This is a genomic window from Kitasatospora sp. NPDC086801 (assembly GCF_044745805.1).
GTDB lineage: Bacteria > Actinomycetota > Actinomycetes > Streptomycetales > Streptomycetaceae > Kitasatospora.
This window is the reverse complement of the sequence record NZ_JBIVAX010000027.1, coordinates 80,427-98,483: the sequence shown is the minus strand read 5'-3', so window position 1 is coordinate 98,483 and position 18,057 is coordinate 80,427. Positions and strand designations below refer to the sequence as shown.

Genomic DNA, 18,057 nt, shown 5'->3' with positions numbered 1-18,057 from the left:
CCTCGTGTCCGCCCCACCCCGCAGAGCACTCGCCGCCGTTCTCGCCCCCGCGCTCCTGGCGCTGAGCGCGGGCCTCGCCCCGTCCGCGTCCGCCGCCCCGTCCGCGTCCGCCGCGCCGGCCCCGTCAGCCGCGCCGGCCCCGTCAGCCGCCCCGGCCGACGCCCCGTACACCGTGAGCGTCGGGAAGCCGGTCGGCTACGCCCACCCCACCGACACTCCCGCCGTCCCGTACACCGACAAGGACGGCACGTTCTACTTCCAGCAGTCCGCCGCGCTCTACGGCGCGAACGACCCGCGCTACTGGGACTTCTTCACCGGCACGGACTTCGACTCCGCCACCCGGTCGAGCGCGCTCAGCGAGGCCGTCAACCCCGCCAACCCCAAGGACCGCAACAACGACACCACCTGGCGCTGCAACAACAGCCCCACCGGCCTCACCGCCACCTCCGCGCCCGCCGGCTCGGGCTACGCCCAGAAGAACTACTGCGACCTCTCCGGCGTCTGGGTCGACCCGGACACCGGCGACTGGTACGGGCTGGTGCACAACGAGTTCACCCCGCAACCCTTCGGCGACGGCCTCCACTTCGACGCCATCGACTACGCGGTCTCCAGCGACCAGGGCCGGACCTGGACCATCAGGGACCACGCCATCACCTCGCCGTACAGCACCCGGCGGGGCGACACCGCGGCCTTCCCGAACCAGACCTTCGACTACGGGGACGGCGACCAGCGGCTGTTCGTCGACACCGCCTCGGGCTACTTCTACGTCTTCTACGGCTCGCGGATCGTCGACAAGGGCGGCAGTTGGAAGGCCTTCCACGAACACGTGGCCCGGGCCCCGATCGCCGCGAAGATGGCCCCGGGCTCGTGGCAGAAGTGGTACGACGGCGCGTGGTCGCAGCCCGGCACGGGCGGCCAGGAGACCAACCTGGTGCCCGCCGACTCCGCCCACCCCACCGGTTACACCCCGGTCTCCGACGAGTACGACCCGGCGAACACCGGTACCGTCGCCCAGCAGGTCGCGGCCGGCACGATGCCCCCGACCTCGCCGCTGTTCGTCATGGACATCACCTACAACGCCTACCTCGGGCTGTACATCGCCGAGCCGCAGGCCGTCGACCAGAGCGGATCGGCGCCCCAGCAGTACTACGCCACCGCCGACCTCGCCAGCCAGAAGTGGGTGCCGATCGGCGACACCGGCGGCTACCACACCGCGTCCTGGTACCGCTGGTTCCTCGACAGCGCGAACCGCACCAACACCACGATCGTCGGCAAGAGCTTCCGCTCGTACTGCGCCTTCGGCTGCTCCAACGGCGCGTCCGGCGAGTACGTGGACGTGACGATCAACGGCTCCGCGCCCGCCGCTCCCCCCGTCGACCCCGGCAAGACCTACCGGATCGGCAACGCCGACGGCAGGGTCCTCGCCCAGGTCGCCGGCGGCCCCGCCACCACCTCGGTCGCGGCCGGCACCGGCTCCGCCCTGGAGGCCTGGAGCTTCACCGCCGACGGCGACGGGTCCTACCGGATCACCAACGCGGCCACCGGCCGGCTGCTCGGCGTCGACTCCAGCGCCACCGCCGGCCGCACCTGGGGCGCCCGCCCCACCGCGGCCGCCGCCGGCCCGGGCGGGCCCACCGTCGGCCAGCAGTGGTTCGTCATCCCCGGGAAGTCCGCCGACGGAACCGCCGACGGCACGTTCAAGCTCGTCAACCGCTACAGCGGCCTCGTCCTCGGCCTCTCCTCCACCGGTGGCCGGTCCACCGAGACCACCCCCACCCGCAGTTGGACCGACAGCACCGGCAACCCCGTCGGCGGCACCCGCAGCGCCGGCGAGCAGACGCTCACCCTGACCGCCACCGGCACCGCGCCCAACCCCCCGCTGGACGGCACCCACACCCTGGCCGCCTCCGGCAAGGCCCTCGACGACCCCGGTCACTCCACCGCCCAGGGCACCCAGTTGGTCACCTGGACCCCCAACGGCGGCCCGAACCAGACCTGGGCCCTCACCCGGCAGGCGGACGGCAGCTACCAGATCGCCAACGGCGAGTCACACCTGTGCCTGGACGTCGACGGCGGCTCCACCGCCGCCGGCGCCAAGGTGATCCAGTGGGCCTGCACCGGCGGCGGCAACCAGCGCTGGCAGCTCACCCCGGCCTCCGGCGGCTACCGGATCACCTCCCGGAAGAGCGGCCTGCTCCTCACCACCGCCTCCACCGCCGACGGCGCCCGGACCACCCAACAGCCCGACACCGGATCGCCCCTCCAGCTCTGGGCCGTCAACTGACCACCCGCCCGTCGCGCCCGGCCGCACCGCCCTCCGCTGCCACCCCGGCGCCGGAAGACGCGCGTCCAGCCACACCCTGAACGACCGAGAGCGGGTACCCGGCATCCCGGGTACCCGCTCTCGCGCGCTCCAGGACCACCAACCACCGAAGGGAGAGATCACCGGTCATCCCGGCGGCGCGAAGCATCATCCGGCCCTGGAAGAACAACGGCAACAACCGCCACAGCAGCCGGGCGAAAACCGTGCCGATCGACGTCGGCAGCACATACTTACCCCGTAGGATAAGGCACTTGTCAAGGCGCCGAGGTGCGCCAGTCGACAATGACTTCAGGACACTGTCAAGGTCTTGGTTTTCATCACCCCTCAGGTGACGGATGCTTATACGGACGGTCTCTGTGCATGGGGTGCTGCCGCGTTATTCGCAGGCCGGTCCACGGAGCGTGCAGCAGAGTGCGCTGCTCCAGACGACGACTTTCGGGGTCGATCGCGACATCGAGGAAACCTCAGGAATTCGATAGCCGCCCCTGTGGAGACGGCATCCGAACCGACCGTCCAAGGAAAAACTCGAGAGGGAACGAGGGTAAACGTGAAGGCGCTCCTCTACCACTTCCATGGAATCGACGACTTCGATTTCTCGAGTATCTCGCCCGAGGATCTCCCCGAGGTCCAGAAGGCTGCGGAATCCCGCGAGTACGGGATCCTGCCGACCGTCTACCTGAGGCGGGAGAACCTTTCCCGCCTGGTGGAGGTCCTCCAGGAGTACCACCGGCTCGCGCAGCAGAACGCCGTGCCCAACATCGCCGGTTTCGCGATCGAGGGGCCGCTGCTGGGCCCGCAGGGAGGAATACCGCGAGCCGGACGGTGGTTCCCGTCGGCGAAGGAGTGGGACGTCATCGCGTCCCTCGGCCCGCTGGGCCTGCGCTACATCGTGATGGCGCCCGACGCCATGGCGCTGGACGAGCGCATCGACGCCGGCCCCACCTTCGCCGACCTGCTCACCAGCTTCTACGAGCAGGGGCTCCGGATCGCCGTGGGGCACTTCCACCGCGACGCGCCCGAGCGCAGTGCCACTCGGCTGCGGGACGTGCTCGAATTCCTGCACGGCCGCTACGAGTCCTCGCCGTACCTGGTCCTGACCGACCATCTGTACAACGACACTCCGAGGAATTTCAAACACACCTGGCGTACGCCGGAGGAGCGGGTTCACCGCGAAGTCGAGCTGCGACGCGTGCTCGATCCCGACTGGAACAAGACCGACCTCCGTGAACTGCTCGGTCCCGTTCCGGCCGAAATGCTGCGCTCCGCACGTGAGTCGCTCCTTTATCCGTGCATCAACTTCGACGGGTACCACGTCGACCTCGAGATCTGCCGGCGCACGGTCGAATACCTGGGCGTGGACCGCCTCATCGCGCTGACCGACCACACCGAGGTCGCCACGATGGCTCAGGAGCCGCTGACCCGGAGTGACCACAATCCGCTGTGGCTGCGTGACGACGGGGCCGTGGCGGCGGGGTCGAGCGGTTATGAGAAGCAGCGGCAGAACATCCTCTCCATCGGATTCGACGATGCGGCGGTTCAGCGCATGTTCGTCGACAATCCCGTGACGGCGATCGACTACCGCATCAAGAAGGGCGCCGCGTAAGAACTCGGAGGGCCGAGCTCGGGAAGACGTCGCGAGCGGAACCCGTGGATTCACGGCCACCCGGCCTCCACCACGGGATTCCGCGGCGTCGAACGCCGCAGCGCTCCGCAGGGGGAGACGCACGCGGACACAGCTCCGGCGTGTTCCCGGCCACCTGAGAAAAGGCCGACAGCCGCACCACGAGGGGCTGCCGACAGCGGGTGGCGGAGTCGGCCGGCGGGGGCGTCGACCGTGTCGTGCGGGCCGGGGACACGGTCGACGCCGCCCCCGCGGCGCACCTGGTCGCGTCCCCGGCAGCCGCCGGCCCGTACATCCTCCAGGGCGACTTCCAGCTGCGGCGGGGCCACCCGGATCCGCCGCGTGATCCGGCGGCTCCGGATGTGAAACACATGGGCGAACCACGAGAGGGGACAAGACATGAGCAAGGTTGTCGTCACGGGTGGCGGCGGGTTCATCGGCTCGCACATCGTCGACCGGCTGTGTGCGCAAGGACACCGCGTCATGGTGGTGGACGACTTCTCCACCGGCGATCGGGCGAATCTCGCCGAGAGCGAGGCCCGCTGGCCCGAGTTGAGCGTTCTCACGGCCGACGTGGTCAACGAGTCCACCGCGGCCGCGGTGGAGGGCTTCGCGCCCGAGGTGATGCTGCTGCTGGCCGCGCAGTTCAGCGTGAAGGTGTCGATGCGGGACCCTCTGCTGGACGCCCAGGTCAATGTCATCGGCCTGGTGCGGATGCTCGAAGCGGCGCGGCGCAGCCGGAGCCGCAAGGTCGTGTTCGCCTCCAGCGGCGGGACGATCTACGGGCCCGCCGGTGAGGACGGGGTGCCCATCACGGAGTCCACGGGCCGGGTGCCCAGTTCCTTCTACGGGCTGACCAAGTCCGTCGCCGTCGACTATCTGCGCCTCTACCACGAGACCTACGGCCTGGACTACGTCGCGCTCGCCCTCGGCAATGTCTTCGGCCCCCGCCAAACTCCCTTCGGTGAGGCCGGAGTCGTGTCCATCTTCGCGCAGCGCATGCTGTCCGGGCAGACCTGTGTCATCAACGGGGACGGGCTGCAGACGCGCGACTACGTGCACGTGAGCGATGTGGCCGACGCGTTCGTGCGGGCCATGGACCAGGGCCACGGGCTGATCAACATCGGGAAGGGCCGGGAGAGCTCGGTCCTGGACATCCATGCGGCGGTCGAGAAGCGGATCGGCCGTTCGCTGCCGCCCCGCTTCGGACCGCCGCTGGCGGGGGAGGTGCGCAGGGGGTGCCTGGATCCCGCCCGCGCCCAGGCCCAACTGGGCTGGACCGCCGGGACGACGCTGGAGGACGGGGTCGACTCCGTCGTGTCCTGGCTGACCTCCCGCCCCTCGCCGACGCAGGCTTCCACCGAGGCGGGGCAGGCGGGATGAGGCTGGCGGGGATGATCCTGGCAGCCGGCCGCGGCAGCCGGATGGGAGCACTCACCGCCCGGACGCCCAAGCCGCTCCTGCCCCTGGCGGGCAGGCCGCTGCTGGGACACCTGCTGGACCGGTGTGCCGAGACCGACGTCACGGACCTCTACCTCAATCTGCACTATCAGGCCGAGCAGGTCCTTCGCTTCCTCGACGGCACCACGGCGAAGGTGCCCGTCCACGCCCGGACCGAGCCCCGCCTCACCGGGCCCGCCGGAGCGCTGCGGCTGTTCCACGAGGAGCTGGCCGCCTTCGACGCCGTGCTCGTCACGTCCTGCGACGTCATCATGGGCGAGCCGCTCCAGCGGCTCGTCGATGCGCACACGCGCGGAGGACACGCCCTGACGTTCGCCTGTACGCGGATCCGGCAGGCACGCCGCTACGGAGTGCTGGACATCGACCCCGGTGGTCGGATCCGCGGCTCACGGGAGAAACCCGACGTCCCCGACGACGAGACGCACTGGATCAGCGCCGGGGCCTACTGCCTCGACCCCCGCATCATCGAGCACATCCCCGAAGGCGTCGTCTACGACTACGCCAGCGAGCTCGCCCCTGCGCTGATGGCCGCCGGCGAACCCGTCGGGGCGCACAGGCTCACCGGCTACTGGCGGGACGTGGGCACTCCCGATTCACTGCGCGAGGCCGGCGAGGACGCCGGTCGTGGGCTGATTCCCTGGCTCACCGAAGGGGTGGAGCGATGAAGGTCCTGATGCTGACCTCCAGTTACGAACCCCTGCACGGCGGGGCCGAGACCTATGCGCGGCTGCTGTGCGAGGGGCTCGTGGCCGACGGCCACGAGGTCGTCATCGCGACCGACGGGTCATGGCTGGACGACCTGCCCGGGGAGCGCGAGGAGATCGCGGGGCGGGTCCTGCGGCTGCGCGACTTCGCGGGCCGTCTGGACGCGCGGGACAAGGTGAAATGGCGACAGATGCAGTACTCCGTCCTCGACGAACTGGGGACCGTGCTCCAGGGCGAGAGCTTCGACGTCGTCCACGCCAACAGCCATGAGGCGCTCATCCTGGCGAGCATCGTGGCGCTCGAAACGGACGCCGCACTGGTGTGCTCGCTGCACGAGCAGAGCCCCGACCTGGAGCGGTTCGGCCGTGGCCGGTGCCGCCTGTCGTTCCAGATCCTCCCCGTCGACATGTATTTCGCCCCCAGCCGTTTCTTCGCCGAGCGCGCTGCCCGCTTCGGCGCCCCCGACGACCGCGTCAGACTCGTCCACAACGGCGTTCCCGACGCGCCACCGGACCACGTGGCCCGGCACCTGCGCTCCGCACTGCGCACGGAACTCGGCGTCTCCCCCGACCAACGGCTGATCGTCCTCCCGGGCCGGGTGTCCGCCCGCAAGGCCCAGCTCGACCTGGCCGCGGCACTGCCCCTGGTCGCGGCGGAGCTGCCCGAGGTGCGGGTGCTCCTGTCGGGGAGGGTCTCGGACTACGCGTACGAGAAGAGCGTGTGGGACCGGCTCGAACGCGACGGTGTGACGGAACTGGTCGCTCTCCGCCAGGACTTCGGCGCCGAGGCGATGCCTGCCGTCTACGCCGCGGCGGATCTGGTGGTCCAGCCCTCCCTGGCGGAAGGGCTTCCGTTCAGCGTGGTCGAGGCGATGCGCGCCGGCAAGCCCGTCGTCGGCACCCGTGTCATCGGCATCAGCGACGTCATCACCGATGGCGTCGACGGCCTGCTCGTGCCGGCGACCGACCCGCCCGCACTGGCCGAAGGGATACTGCGGGTGCTCAAGAACGAGTCGTTGGCCGCCGAGCTGGCGGCCAACGCGTACACCACGGCGGAACGAGAGTTCAGCAGCCGGAAGATGGTCGCGGACACCCTGGACGGCTACCGGGTGGCCATGGCGCGTCGTCGGCGGTCGGCGTCCCTGGCCGGGTCGTCGTGAAGCCCGCCCCCACCGGGAGGGCGGCACGCCGCCCGCAGCCCCGGCCCACCCGGTCAGTCCACGCTCGACGCCCGACCTCGTGAAGGGGTGACCGTGTCCGACTACGCGCGGCTGGTCAAGGCCTACGACATCCGCGGGGAAGTCCCCGCCGAACTGAACGGTGAGGTCGCGGAACGCATCGGCGGCTTGTTCATACGGTTCACCGCCGCCCCGCGGGTGGTGGTGGCCAGGGACATGCGCCCCTCCTCCGCCATGCTCGCGCGGGCGTTCAGCGACGGCGCCCGCCGGGCCGGTGCCGACGTCATCGACGCCGGGCTCGGCTCCACCGACTACCTCTACTACGCCAGCGGATCGCTCGGACTTCCCGGCGCCATGATCACCGCCAGCCACAACCCCGCGAAGGACAACGGCATCAAGCTGTGCCTGAAGGGCGCGGCCCCCCTGGGGGAGAACACCGGCCTCGGCCGGATCCGCGACTGGCTCGTGGCGGGGGAATCCGCCGGACCGGCCGCGTCCCGCGGCACCCGGACGGAGAAACCGCTCCTCAAGGAGTACGCGGCACACCTGCGTCAGCTCGTCGATCTCACCGGGATCCGTCCCCTCAAGGTCGTCGCCGACGCGGGCAACGGCATGGCCGGCCTGACCGCCCCGGAGGTCTTCGCGGGCCTGCCCGTCGACCTCGTCCCGCTCTACTTCGAACTCGACGGCACGTTTCCCCACCACGAGGCCAACCCCATCGACCCCAGGAACCTCGTCGACCTCCAGGCCGAGGTCCGCAGGCAGGGCGCCGACCTCGGGCTCGCCTTCGACGGTGACGCCGACCGCTGCTTCTTCGTCGACGAAGGCGGTCGGCCGATCTCACCGTCCGCCGTCATCAGCCTGATCGCAGGCCGGGAGCTGGCACGGCACCCCGGCTCGGCCATCGTGTACAACCTGATCACCGCGGAGGCCACCGTGCGGAGCATCCGCCGCCGCGGCGGACGCCCTTTCCGCTCCCGCGTGGGGCACTCCCACGTCAAGGCGCTGATGGCAGAGCACGACGCGGTGTTCGGCGGAGAGCACTCCGGGCACTACTTCTTCAGGGACTTCTGGCGCGCCGACAGCGGCATGCTCGCCGCGCTCCACATGTTGGCCGCCCTCGGTGAACAGGACCGGCCGCTGTCCGCCGTGATCGCCGCGCACAGTCACTTCGCCCTGTCCGGTGAACTCAACTGTGTCGTCGATGACGTTGCGGCCACGATCCGGGACGTGGAGGAGCGCTATCGACACCGGGCCGGGGCGAGCACGGACCGGCTCGACGGTCTGATGGTCGCCCTGCCGGGCGGAAGTCGGTTCAACCTGCGCCCCTCGAACACCGAACCGGTCCTTCGGGTCAACGTGGAGGCGGACGACCAGGAGACCATGGAGCGCCTTCGGGACGAGGTCCTCGCGTTGATCCGGTCCTGACGCCGACGTCGTCACGTTACTGTGTGTGTGGGGGTGCCTGACGGTGCGTCGAGGCGTGGTGGCGACCTGATCCAGCCTCGGCCCACCCCTGCCTACGGCACTTCGAAGAAGGGCATCCCATGGGCTTGGCCCCCTCCTGCGACCAGGTCGTCATCGGCGCCGGAACAGCCGGCTCCCTCCTGTCCGCACGCCTGAACCGGAGCCCCGACCGCTCGGTGCCGATCCTGGAGCCGGCCGTCGACGAAGGCGCGGGGGTGTCGCGATGACGGCGCCCGTCCCCCCGGGCACCGCGCGGCTGTTGACCGTGTGCGTCGCCTCCGTCGGGGGGCTGCTGTTCGGCTACGGAATCGGTGTGATCGCCGGAGTCCTGCGGCTGGTCGCCGAGACCTTCGCCCTGTCGTCGTGGCAGCAGGGGGCGGTCGTCTCGGCCGCCCTCCTCGGCGCGGCGCTCACCGCTCTCACCAGCGGGCGGCCGGCCGACAGGTTCGGACGCCGGCCGGTCATCGGCGCCGCCGCAGCCGTGTACGCCCTCGGAACGGCGGTTTCGGCGGCGGCCTCGGACTCCACCGCGCTCCTCGCCGGGCGGTTCCTCGTCGGACTCGCCCTGGGCGCCACCTCGTTCGCCGTCCCGCTGTACATCTCCGAGATCTCTCCGCCCGCCCAGCGCGGCGCGCTCGTCACACTGAACCAGCTCATGATCACGGTCGGGCTCCTGCTGTCCTACGTGGTGGCCTACCTCCTGGAACCCGCGGGGGCCTGGCGCTGGATGCTCGCTCTCGGGCTCCTGCCCGCGTGCGTGCTGCTGGCCGGCATGTGCCTGGTGCCCGAATCACCGGACTGGCTGCACACCAGGGGAGACGCCGCCCGGGCGGCGAGCGCCGCCCGGCGCCTGTCCCTGCCCGACCCGGGCGGCCCAGCCGACTCCCCCGGTGACCGCCCCGAGACGCACCCGGGCGCCCGGGTGCGGACCCACCAGCGCGCCTCCCCCGGTGTCCGCCCCGCGACGGCGACCGCCACCCGGCCCGCCGCCGGCCGCGCCGTGAGCCTCAGGCAGGCCTGCGCGCTGGCCGGTCCCCGCTGGGTGGCCCTGGGACTGGCGATCGCCGTCCTGGTCCATCTGACCGGTCTGAACACCGCGATCTACTACGTGCCGACCATCCTGGGGGGCAGTGGCGTGACCGCTGCCGGAGGCATCCTGGGAGCCGTCCTGGTGGGCTTGTGCAACGTGGCCGCCACCATCGTCACCATCGCCCTGCTCGACCGGGTCGGCCGCCGGAAGACGATGATCGGCGGGCTGCTGGTCATGGCGGTCGCGGCCGTCGGTATCGCGGTGGCGCAGCCGTTCGGGCTCACGGGGGCGCCGACCGCAGCACTGCTGTGCTTCTTCATCATGGCGGGAGCGGTGGGCCCTGCTGCCGTCTTCTGGGTCTACATCGCCGAGATCTACCCGGCAGGTGCCCGCGGAGTCCTGATGAGTCTGGCCACCGCGGCCCACTGGGCGACCGACTTCGTCGTGGCGACCACGTTCCTCCCCCTCGTGCAGGAGCTGTCGCTCGGCGGGGCGTTCGGTGTGTACGCGACGATCAGCGCGGCCTCCGCCCTGGCCCTGTCCCGCTGGATGCCCGAGACCCGTGGCCGGTTGCTGCTGTGAGTGCGCGTGCTGGTGATGTCGGGTGGGTGTCAGCAGGGCGGGGGTGGTGAGTGCCCGGGCCAGGGCCCCGTGGGCGGGGCCGTCCGCTCGCGCCCGGGCTGAGCTTCGCCCACCGGGACCGGACGATGCGCCAGACTTGCCGTCAGCCGAGCAATCTGCCGCGCGTCCCCGAAGGTAGGCATCATGACCCGCTACAGCGTCGACCCGAACCGGCACGAGCTCATCGCCACGTGGGGAACCGGCGAAGGCGACCTCGCCACCCGCATCACGGCCCTGCCGGCCGACGCGCCCACCGCCATGCTCCTGCGCCTGGCCGGCGCGCTGACCCGGCTGTCGGAGGCGGCCTGGCGGACCTACACCCACCCCGCCAGCGCCGCCGGCTCCCTGGACCCCGACACCGAGGGCTGGCGCCGTGAACAGGAACGCGACGGTTTCAGCGACGTCGCCGAGGCCGTGGCCGCACCGAACCTGCCCCACGGCGGCCTGCTCACCGTCTCCTACAGCCCCCTGCTGGAATCCGCCCACCAGGCCGGCCGCGCCCTGCACGCCCTCGGCGAACCCGAGTTGACGAAGGCCGTCCTCGCCGAGACCGTCACCGAACTCGCCGCCGTCGAGAGCGCCGAACTCGGCAGCCTCACCGGCCGCGCCCAGCAGGCCGTCCTGCTCAGCCGCGAGGACGCCTCCCCCGTCCAGGTCGCCGCCGCCGACCACCTGCTGGAGCAGAACCCCTTCGGCTCCGTCGCCCTCTTCTCCGACATCGACCCGACCGCCGCCGCCGTCGCGGCCGCGCACTGGCTCGCCGCCGCGGCCGAGGTCACCGCCGACGCCTCCGGCCACGACGCCACCGCCGTCCTCCTCGAAGCCGACGGCATCGAGAACCTCCCGCACGAGACCCCCACCCTCGTCCTCGAACTCCTCGACGTCGGCCACACCCCCCACGACGCCGTCACCGGCCTCGTCCGCCACGCACTCCACATCGCCGACGGCCTCCTCCCCGACCCCGCCGGCCTGCGCGAACAGCTCGAAGACCTCGACGAGGCCCTCGACGACTACGCCGACGACTACACCGACGACGAGGAGGCCGACCCGGAGGACACCGGTCTGCGCCTCACCCCCCTCGACCCCAAGCGCCCCGCCCGCGACCTCCTCGAAGACCTCCTCGCCGGCATCCACGGCTGCTGGCTCCTCCACACCGAGTACGACGACCTCGACGAAGCGCACCTCGACACCGGCGACGAGGACCCGGACGGCGAGGACCCGGACGGCGAACGGGCCGAACAGCAGCGGCACCGCAGCCGCGAAGGCTTCGCCCGCCTGGTCCGCGAAGCCGCCGCCCGCCACCGCGACCGGCTCCTCTGACCCCACCGCGCCACCCACGGGGAACGGCGAGCGACCGCCCGGCCACCGACCGCCCCCCACCGCCCTCCGACCGCCGGACATGCTCCGTGCCGTCCGGACGGCCCAGCACCGCTCGTCGTCCGGACGTGCAGAACAAAGCATGGAGAGCACGAACCGGGCGGCTGCGGGTCTGCATGTGTCCACCGACGGCCGGCCGGATGACCGGAGGGTTGTGCGTGATGCGTACGCTGTACACCAGCCAGGGCGGCGGCCCCCGGCTGCCGCGAAGGGTCGCCGCCCTCGCCGCGGCATCAGGAATGGTCGTACTCCTCGTGGCGTCGTGCTCATCCGGGGGTTCATCCGGGCCCGCGACGCCGACGAACGCGGCGGGGACGACGCTGTCGGAGGCACCCAACCCGTCGAGCTTCTCCGGGGAACCGCCCTCCGCCTTCGCTTCCGCGCTGGAGTCGGCCTCGGCCTCGGTGTCCGCACGCTCGGCCTCGGCGGCGGCTGCCGCCTCGGCGTTCGAGGCATCGGTGGACGCCCAGGCCGCGCAGAACCGGGCGAAGGCGGCCGAGGTGCTCAAGACCGTGGAGGGCCCCGGGAACGCCACCTCCGACGTCACCCTGACCGGCGTGCCGCGATCCACCACCGGCGGCCTCCACGCCGTCGTCGTGACCATCGTCAACGGCACCCGCGAGAGCGCGTCCTACGCGGTCCAGGTGGACTTCACCGATGCCTCGGGCCACGCCGTCGACACGGCGGTCGTCGGTGCCGAGAACGTGGCCCCGGGCGGGAAGGCCACGCCGATCGCCTTCAGCCGACAGCCGGCCGATCTGGCCCTGGTCCCGGTCGTGGTGAAGGCCCAGCGCTACTGAGCGCACCTCGACCGGACGACGCTCGACGACCCGCACCCCGGGCTCGGCTCCGAGGCGGTTCCGGTCGGTGACCGGCTCCGGCTCGAAAGCCTGCACCGGGGCGCGGGAAGTCAGCGGGAGGTCAGCGGGCGGTCAACGCCCCTGGAGGGACTTGACGTTGTCGCCGAAGGTCCAGCCCTTCGAGCCGTCCCAGTTGGCCGACCACGTCATGAGCCCCTTCAGCGCGCCGCCGAACGCGTTCCACGACTGGCTGACCAGGCCCGGGTCCAGGTAGCCACCACCCGCACCGGGCTGGGCCGGCAGGCCGGGCACCTGCTTGTCGTAGGGCACCTTGACGGTGGTGCCCTGGATGGTCAGGCCGTTGTTCAGGCACGTGGTCTGCACGGTGAAGCCCTGCACGGTACCGGCCTGGTAGGAGTCGCCGGAGCAGCCGTACATGCTGCCGTTGTAGTACTGCATGTTCAGCCACCACAGCTGCCCGTTGTCGGCGTACTTCTTGATGATCGGCAGGTAGGCGCCCCAGATCGACCCGTAGGTGACGCTTCCGCCGGTCACGTACGCGGTCTCGGGGGCCATCGTCAGGCCGAAGCCCGCGGGCATCTGGGCCAGCACGCCGTCGATGATGCGCACCAGGTTGGCCTGGGAGGCGGACAGCGTGCCGATGCTGCCGCTTCCGGACAGGCCGGTCTCGATGTCGATGTCGATTCCGTCGAAGTTGTACTTCTTGAGGATCGGGACGACGGTCGCCACGAACCGGTCGGCGACGGTGCTGGAGCTCAGGTCGATCCCTGCGGCGGCACCGCCGATCGACATCAGGATCGTCGCCCCGGCCGCCTTGGCCTGGCACATCTCGGCGGGGGTCGAGACCTTGACGTTGGCGTCCATGCCGTCCTGCCACAGGGCGGTGCCGTCCGAGAGGATCACCGGGAAGGCGGCGTTGATGACGTTGTAGCCGTGCGCGGCCATCCGGCTGTCCGTGATGGGGACCCAGCCCATGCCGGGGTGGACGCCGTTCGCGGCGCCGTCCCAGTTCTCCCAGTACCCCTGGAGGACCTTGCCCGACGGCCTGGGCTTCGTGGGGCAGGTGTCGCCCGACGGGGTGGTCGGCGGCGGAGTCGTGGGCGGCGGGGTAGTCGGCGGCGCAGTCGTGGGCGGCGGAGTCGTCGGCGGCGGAGTCGTCGGCGGCGCAGTGGTCGGCGGCGCAGTGGTCGGCGTGGGGCTGCTGCCGCCGGGGCCGGTGAGCGACACGTCGTCCGCGTAGTACGCGGGCTGCCCGTACCAGCCGTGCAGGTAGACCGTCACCGAGGTGGTGCTGGGCCCGGTGGTGAAGCCGACACTGAGCTGGCCGTACGACGAGTTGCCCGGTGTCCAGGTGGACGGGTCACTGGCGGCGCCGGTGCCGGTGGCGCCCAGGTAGACGTAGCTGCCCTGGACGTAGGCGCTCAGCGTGTACTGGGAGTTGGGCTGCACACTGACGGTCTGGGTGCACTGGGCGCTGTCTGGGCCGGTCGGCGTGGCCTTGAGCGCGGAAGCGCCGGAGTGGACCGGACTGGCGACGACCGCGCCGGAGCCGCTGGAGCAGGTCCAGTCGGAGAGTCCGTTCTCGAATCCGGGGTTGGCCACCAGGTTGGTGGTGGCGGCCCCGGCCGTGACGGAACCGGCCACGGCGACGCCGGCAGCGATGACGGCGGCGGCGCTCACCCCGGCGAGGGAGCGCCGCAGGACGGTCGGTCCGTGCTGGGCGCGGCTGGTCCGGTTCACCTGCGCTGCGCGTTCCACGGCCGCCCTCTGCGGGCGAGGAGCTCGGAACGGCTCGCTCCCGGCCTGGTCGCCTTCGAGGCGGCAAGGGTCCGGACTGGGGCGGAAGTCGCCCGACGGACGTGGAGGACGCGACCTTCGTCGGAACATGCTGTGCTCCCTTCCGGCCGGGCGTCATGGACATGACCGACGCGTGGGGGCGTGACGCCCGGCTGTGGATGAGGTGGGGACATGTGGGGCTGTGCCGGACCGGATCGTAGGAGGGGTGGCACGGCCCGTCAATAGGTCTGGACCAATAGCGAAGGGTGCGACTCGGTCGGGCGACGCCGGAACCCGGCGTCAGGCATTCGTCGACGTCCCGTCGGGGCGCGCCGCCTCGGGGCTCACCGGGCGCCAGGCGTCAACGCGGCGTTCGCGCCGCTCACCTGGGAGGGTGGATCGCCCCGCGTGTCCGTCGGTACGCCAACAGCCTGCTCCCCCGCGCTGCTACGAAGGTGCGCGGCTGCTCCGGTCGGGGCGGGTGTGCGCGGGGCCGATGCGGTGCGAGGCAGGAGCGGATGAAGGCTGACGACGAGGTCCGGACCGTTGCCGTCGCCGGGGTGGAGTTCGGGTGGGGCAGCTCCGGGAAGGTCAGTGCGGTGCTGTCCGCACTGCGGGGGCACCGGGGCGGGGGGTTGAGGTTCGTCGGGCTGGCTTCGGGGTTGGGGCGGCCGGTGCTGGCCGGTCAGCCGGTGGAGCGCTGGATCGACCTGCCGGACGGGGAGTTGGACGAGGCGGTCGCCGAGGCCGTCCGGGCGGAGCGGGTGCGGGCGGCGCTGGTGGTGCTGGACGGGCGGCTCGCGAAGGCGCTGCGTTCCTGCGGCGTGCCGGTGGTGTTCGTCGACAGCCTGCCGTTCCTGTGGACGGACGGGGACCGCGACGACCTGCCGCTGGACGCCGACGTCTACTGCGCCCAGCGGTGCGTCGAACTGCCGCCCGAGTGCGCCGGGGTGCTGGCGGACGTCCACCGGCTCCGCTGGGTGGACGCGGTGATCGCGAACGGCACGGCCACCGGACGTGCCACGCCGGCCCGTCCGCCCCGGCGGGCGCTGCTCAACCTGGGCGGGCTGCGAGCCCCGCACCTCACCGACTGGTCGGGCTATCCGCGGATCGTGCTGCCCGCCGCCCTGGAGGCGCTGACGGCGTACGGGGTCGACGAGGTGCACATCGCGGGCAACCTGCCGGCCGCGCTCACCGGGCGGCTGGTGGACGCCTGCTCGACGCCCGCCAGGACGACCGCCGGCGCACTGACCCACGAGGAGTTCCTCGACCGGCTCGGCACGTGCGACCTGCTGCTCACCTCGCCCGGGCTGACCACACTGCTGGAGGCGGGCCAGCTCGGGGTGCCGACGGTCTGCCTGCCGCCGCAGAACCTCAGCCAGATCTTCAACGGCCGCTTCCACAGCCGGGCGCTGGGCACCGACGTCCGCGTCGCCTGGCCCAAGACCGTCTTCACCGAGGAGGACGCGCTGACGCTGCGCTCCGACGGCGAGGGGCGTGCACTCGACCTGATCTACGGCGGGATCTCCCGCGCCGCCGAGCAGTACCGCCGTGAGACCGCAACGGCCGTCCGGCAGGCCCTCCTCGGCGTACTGCGCCGCCTGGAGGCGGACCCCGGCGTCGACTGGGGCGCACTGACCACCGCCGTCGGCACCGGGGGCGCGGCGCAGGTCGCCGACGCCCTGGTCGAACTCCTGGGGGCCGCCGCCCCCGTCCGTTGATCCCCCCGTCGAACCACGAGCCAGGAACGGTCCCGGGTGTCCTCCACCACGCGTACGCGCTCTCGCTACCTGTTCATCCGCATCCTCGAAGCCTGCAACGCCGACTGCTTCATGTGTGACTTCGCGCTCTCCCGCGACACCTTCCGCTTCCCGCTCGCCGACTTCGCCGACCTGCTGCCGAAGGCCCGCGCCGCCGGGGTGGACTACGTCCGGTTCACCGGCGGCGAGCCGCTGATGCACCCGGACGTCGTGGAGCTGGTGCGGTGCGGCGCGGCGGCCGGCATGAAGATGTCGATCATCACCAACGGATCGCTGCTCCCCAAGCTCGCACCGGAGTTGGCGGCGGCCGGGCTGGCCCAGGTGATCGTCAGCCTGGACGGCGCCTCGGCGGCCACCCACGACACCTACCGGCGCTCGCCCGGGATGTTCGACGGCGGGCTGCGCGGGCTGCGGCTCGCCGGGGAGCTGGGCGTGCTGCCGCGCGTCAACACCGTCGTCGGCCCGCACAACTACACCGAGATGCCGGAGCTCCAGCGGGTGTTGACCGAGGCCGGGGTCCAGCAGTGGGAGCTGTCGGCGCTCAAGCTGGACCGGACGATCCGCTACCCGGACCCGGACCACGTGCGCGCGGTCTGCGACCCGCTCTACGCGGCCGACCCGGACGCCGTGCTGATCCCGATGGGCAAGCGCTTCTACGGGGACACCCCGGAGGAGCAGGCCCGCTACTTCGAGGACTCGACCCCGCCCCGGGCCTCGCTGCCGCTCTGCCACGTCGCGGACGACGTGATCTACATCGACGGCAAGGGCGGCCGGATGCACGCCTGCAGCTGCATCCCGCACCGCGACGGCGCCGCCGGGCCGGGCGGCGCGCCGGTGCGCGAGAACGGGGTGCTGCTGCTGGACACGCCCGCCTTCCGGGCGCACGCGGACTACTTCCGCGAGCGCGGCCCGCAGGTGTGCGGCGGCTGCTCGACCACGGCGGCCGGGTACAGCGACGACGTCGCCCGGCTCGGGTCGGTGGCGCCGTGGCGGTACTGAACCCCCACGCCGGGCGGCAGCCGGCGCTGCTCCTGGCCTGCCGCGAAGGGCAGTTGGACTCGCTGCTGGCGCTGCGCCGGGTGGCCGCACACCTCGGCGACCTGCCCCGGACCGTGCTCACCTCCGAGGAGCCGCTGCCGCGCGCGGCGCTGGTCTGCGACGAGGGGGCCACCACCGCGCGGCTCACCGCGCTCGGCGTCCCGGTGCTGCACCTGGTCTCCGCGCCGGCCGCCGCCCCCGCTCCAGCCCCCGCCGCGCTCGTCCCCGTCTCCACCGACCGGCTGCTGTCCCGCGCGCACTGGCCCGGCTGGCTGGAGCACCGGGGCGGCGCACGGCCCACCGGGCTGCTCGCGCCCGCCCGGCTGGCCCGCGGCCGCAACCGCCGGGGGACACTGCTGCTGCTCTCGCTCTGGCAGGTGCCGCAGCCGGCGGCCGAGGCCTTCACCACCGACCGACTCCCGCTGCTCGCACGGGAGTCCGTCCGCCGCACCGGCTCCTGCACGGTGGTCTGCGACACCGCGACCGACCTGGTCCGCGCGGCCGTCTCCGGTCTGGCGGACGTGACGGCCGACCGCGCCGCCGACGTGGACGTGGACGCCCTGCACGCCCGCGCCGAACTGCTGATCGCCTCACCGACCCTGGCCGCCGTCGCGCTCGCCCAGGCCCGCCGGGCCCCGCTGGTCTTCCTCCCGCCGCTCGGCGCCGCCCAGCACGAGCTGGCCGAGCAGATCACCCGGCTCGTCCCGGTGCCGTCGGCGGCCGACCCCGCCGACCCGGCCGTCTGGCAGCCGCCGCCGGCGGACGCCCAGTGGGCCGCGACCGGCCCGGAGCTCGACGACCTGCGCGGCGCCCAGCACGTCGCCCGGACCGTCCGCCAACTGCTGCTCGCGCCGCTGTAAACGTCCCCCCACCTCGTACG

15 protein-coding genes are annotated in these 18,057 nt (G+C 72.1%); 13 read left to right on the top strand and 2 right to left on the bottom strand.

The annotated features are described in order from the left end of the window. The first annotated feature begins 4 nt into the window (after window positions 1-4). On the top strand, window positions 5-2,284 hold the full coding sequence (locus ACIPLC_RS25455; RefSeq protein ID WP_400475326.1) for an RICIN domain-containing protein: 2,280 nt from the start codon (window positions 5-7) through the stop codon (window positions 2,282-2,284). Here the strand turns inward: ACIPLC_RS25455 and ACIPLC_RS25450 are convergent. After that, complete coding sequence (locus ACIPLC_RS25450) at window positions 2,277-2,549, bottom strand: hypothetical protein (RefSeq protein WP_400475325.1); 273 nt, start codon at window positions 2,547-2,549, stop codon at window positions 2,277-2,279. The genes ACIPLC_RS25455 and ACIPLC_RS25450 overlap by 8 nt on opposite strands. 321 nt (window positions 2,550-2,870) lie before the next feature. On the opposite strand from ACIPLC_RS25450, the gene ACIPLC_RS25445 reads away from it, so the two are divergent. The 9 genes from ACIPLC_RS25445 to ACIPLC_RS25405 all read left to right on the top strand — a co-directional run bounded on the left by ACIPLC_RS25445 (window position 2,871) and on the right by ACIPLC_RS25405 (window position 12,582). Beyond that, on the top strand, window positions 2,871-3,926 hold the full coding sequence (locus ACIPLC_RS25445; RefSeq protein WP_400475324.1) for a hypothetical protein: 1,056 nt from the start codon (window positions 2,871-2,873) through the stop codon (window positions 3,924-3,926). Between the two features lie 417 nt (window positions 3,927-4,343). Continuing rightward, window positions 4,344-5,327, top strand: a complete 984-nt coding sequence (locus tag ACIPLC_RS25440; RefSeq protein WP_400475323.1) for an NAD-dependent epimerase/dehydratase family protein — start codon at window positions 4,344-4,346, stop codon at window positions 5,325-5,327. Window positions 5,328-5,338: 11 nt separating this feature from the next. Further along, entirely contained in the window at window positions 5,339-6,070 is a 732-nt protein-coding gene (locus ACIPLC_RS25435; protein WP_400475322.1) for an NDP-sugar synthase, read from the top strand. Continuing rightward, the gene (locus tag ACIPLC_RS25430) at window positions 6,067-7,269 is read left to right on the top strand and encodes a glycosyltransferase family 4 protein (RefSeq protein WP_400475321.1); all 1,203 of its coding nucleotides are present in this window, start codon (window positions 6,067-6,069) and stop codon (window positions 7,267-7,269) included. Before ACIPLC_RS25435 ends, ACIPLC_RS25430 begins: the two co-directional genes overlap by 4 nt. Window positions 7,270-7,362: 93 nt before the next feature. Beyond that, a complete protein-coding gene (locus ACIPLC_RS25425; RefSeq protein ID WP_400475320.1) occupies window positions 7,363-8,715 on the top strand; it encodes a phosphomannomutase/phosphoglucomutase in 1,353 nt (450 codons plus the stop codon). Window positions 8,716-8,834: 119 nt separating this feature from the next. Further along, window positions 8,835-8,981 carry a hypothetical protein gene (locus ACIPLC_RS25420; RefSeq protein ID WP_400475319.1) on the top strand — a complete coding sequence of 49 codons (147 nt, stop codon included), beginning with the start codon at window positions 8,835-8,837 and terminating at the stop codon, window positions 8,979-8,981. Next, window positions 8,978-10,366: an MFS transporter gene (locus ACIPLC_RS25415; protein ID WP_400475318.1), complete on the top strand. Its 1,389-nt coding sequence runs from the start codon at window positions 8,978-8,980 to the stop codon at window positions 10,364-10,366. The genes ACIPLC_RS25420 and ACIPLC_RS25415 overlap by 4 nt, the downstream gene beginning before the upstream one ends. Before the next feature lie 183 nt (window positions 10,367-10,549). Further along, a complete protein-coding gene (locus ACIPLC_RS25410) occupies window positions 10,550-11,725 on the top strand; it encodes a hypothetical protein (RefSeq protein WP_400475317.1) in 1,176 nt (391 codons plus the stop codon). Between the two features lie 218 nt (window positions 11,726-11,943). Further along, window positions 11,944-12,582 (top strand): hypothetical protein, encoded by a 639-nt coding sequence (locus ACIPLC_RS25405; RefSeq protein WP_400475316.1) that lies wholly within the window; start codon window positions 11,944-11,946, stop codon window positions 12,580-12,582. A gap of 132 nt (window positions 12,583-12,714) precedes the next feature. Here the strand turns inward: ACIPLC_RS25405 and ACIPLC_RS25400 are convergent, their stop codons facing one another. Beyond that, the gene (locus ACIPLC_RS25400) at window positions 12,715-14,361 is read right to left on the bottom strand and encodes a carbohydrate binding domain-containing protein (RefSeq protein ID WP_400475315.1); all 1,647 of its coding nucleotides are present in this window, start codon (window positions 14,359-14,361) and stop codon (window positions 12,715-12,717) included. Window positions 14,362-14,897: 536 nt separating this feature from the next. Between ACIPLC_RS25400 and ACIPLC_RS25395 the strand changes: the two genes are divergently transcribed. From ACIPLC_RS25395 to blsF, 3 genes are read left to right on the top strand one after another with little or no spacing between them, the layout of a single operon-like run. Next, window positions 14,898-16,100 (top strand): hydroxymethylcytosylglucuronate/cytosylglucuronate synthase, encoded by a 1,203-nt coding sequence (locus tag ACIPLC_RS25395; protein WP_400475314.1) that lies wholly within the window; start codon window positions 14,898-14,900, stop codon window positions 16,098-16,100. 36 nt (window positions 16,101-16,136) lie between these two features. Then, window positions 16,137-17,138 carry a cytosylglucuronate decarboxylase gene (gene blsE, locus ACIPLC_RS25390; protein ID WP_400475313.1) on the top strand — a complete coding sequence of 334 codons (1,002 nt, stop codon included), beginning with the start codon at window positions 16,137-16,139 and terminating at the stop codon, window positions 17,136-17,138. Further along, a complete protein-coding gene (gene blsF / locus ACIPLC_RS25385; protein WP_400475312.1) occupies window positions 17,126-18,037 on the top strand; it encodes a CGA synthase-related protein in 912 nt (303 codons plus the stop codon). The genes blsE and blsF overlap by 13 nt, the downstream gene beginning before the upstream one ends. The last annotated feature ends 20 nt before the right edge of the window (window positions 18,038-18,057 follow it).

Coding starts and splice junctions, on each gene's coding strand:
- ACIPLC_RS25440 (WP_400475323.1), top strand. CDS start 4,344: ATGAGCAAGGTTGTCGTCACGGGTGGCGGCGGGTTCATCGGCTCGCAC.
- ACIPLC_RS25435 (WP_400475322.1), top strand. CDS start 5,339: ATGATCCTGGCAGCCGGCCGCGGCAGCCGGATGGGAGCACTCACCGCC.
- ACIPLC_RS25430 (WP_400475321.1), top strand. CDS start 6,067: ATGAAGGTCCTGATGCTGACCTCCAGTTACGAACCCCTGCACGGCGGG.
- ACIPLC_RS25420 (WP_400475319.1), top strand. CDS start 8,835: ATGGGCTTGGCCCCCTCCTGCGACCAGGTCGTCATCGGCGCCGGAACA.
- ACIPLC_RS25415 (WP_400475318.1), top strand. CDS start 8,978: ATGACGGCGCCCGTCCCCCCGGGCACCGCGCGGCTGTTGACCGTGTGC.
- ACIPLC_RS25410 (WP_400475317.1), top strand. CDS start 10,550: ATGACCCGCTACAGCGTCGACCCGAACCGGCACGAGCTCATCGCCACG.
- ACIPLC_RS25405 (WP_400475316.1), top strand. CDS start 11,944: ATGCGTACGCTGTACACCAGCCAGGGCGGCGGCCCCCGGCTGCCGCGA.
- ACIPLC_RS25395 (WP_400475314.1), top strand. CDS start 14,898: ATGAAGGCTGACGACGAGGTCCGGACCGTTGCCGTCGCCGGGGTGGAG.